The sequence below is a fragment of the Campylobacter concisus genome, from assembly GCF_002913545.1.
GTDB lineage: Bacteria > Campylobacterota > Campylobacteria > Campylobacterales > Campylobacteraceae > Campylobacter_A > Campylobacter_A concisus_AV.
On the sequence record NZ_PPBR01000002.1, the window covers coordinates 1 to 520 of the forward strand.

The following is a 520-nucleotide window of genomic DNA, read 5'->3' on the forward strand; positions in this document are numbered from 1 at the left end:
CCCGGGCTCCGCGCTGTCAACTGATACTTCGGCACTTACGGCCATTGGTAACGTCCACGTCTTTGGTTATTTTTTCTCTCGCACGTTTGAGGGCTGTGTGCGCGCTGGCGACTTGCTCGTGGCGAGCTCAACATGCGGCAACAGCAAAAATGTCCTTGAAGCTATAAAGAGTGCCAAGAAAATGGGCGCGTCAGTGCTTGGACTTAGCGGGAAAGTCGGTGGTGCGATGAATGAAGGTTGCGATCTAAATTTAGTCGTTAGCTCAAGCGATACGGCAAGAATTCAAGAGTCGCACATATTTTTTATACACACGATCTGCCAGGCCGTAGACGAGGCTTTTAGGGGCTAAAATGCAAGAAGTGATGGATAAATTTTTAAGTGATCCTAGCGAGAAAAATGAAATAAATTTGATATCGGCTTTAAAAAAGGCTACTTTTTTTGCTCCGGTACTTTTAAACCAAGCACTTGCAAAGCCTGATGGTGGTGTAGTCTATGAGGAGGAGGGCTCAAATATTAAATT

General features: G+C 45.6%; 1 protein-coding gene. It reads left to right on the top strand.

Annotation, left to right across the window (positions count from 1 at the left end; genetic code table 11):
• On the top strand, window positions 1-349 hold a 349-nt coding region (locus CYP05_RS00210; RefSeq protein ID WP_141090260.1), incomplete at its 5' end, for an SIS domain-containing protein.
• Between the last annotated feature and the right edge of the window lie 171 nt (window positions 350-520).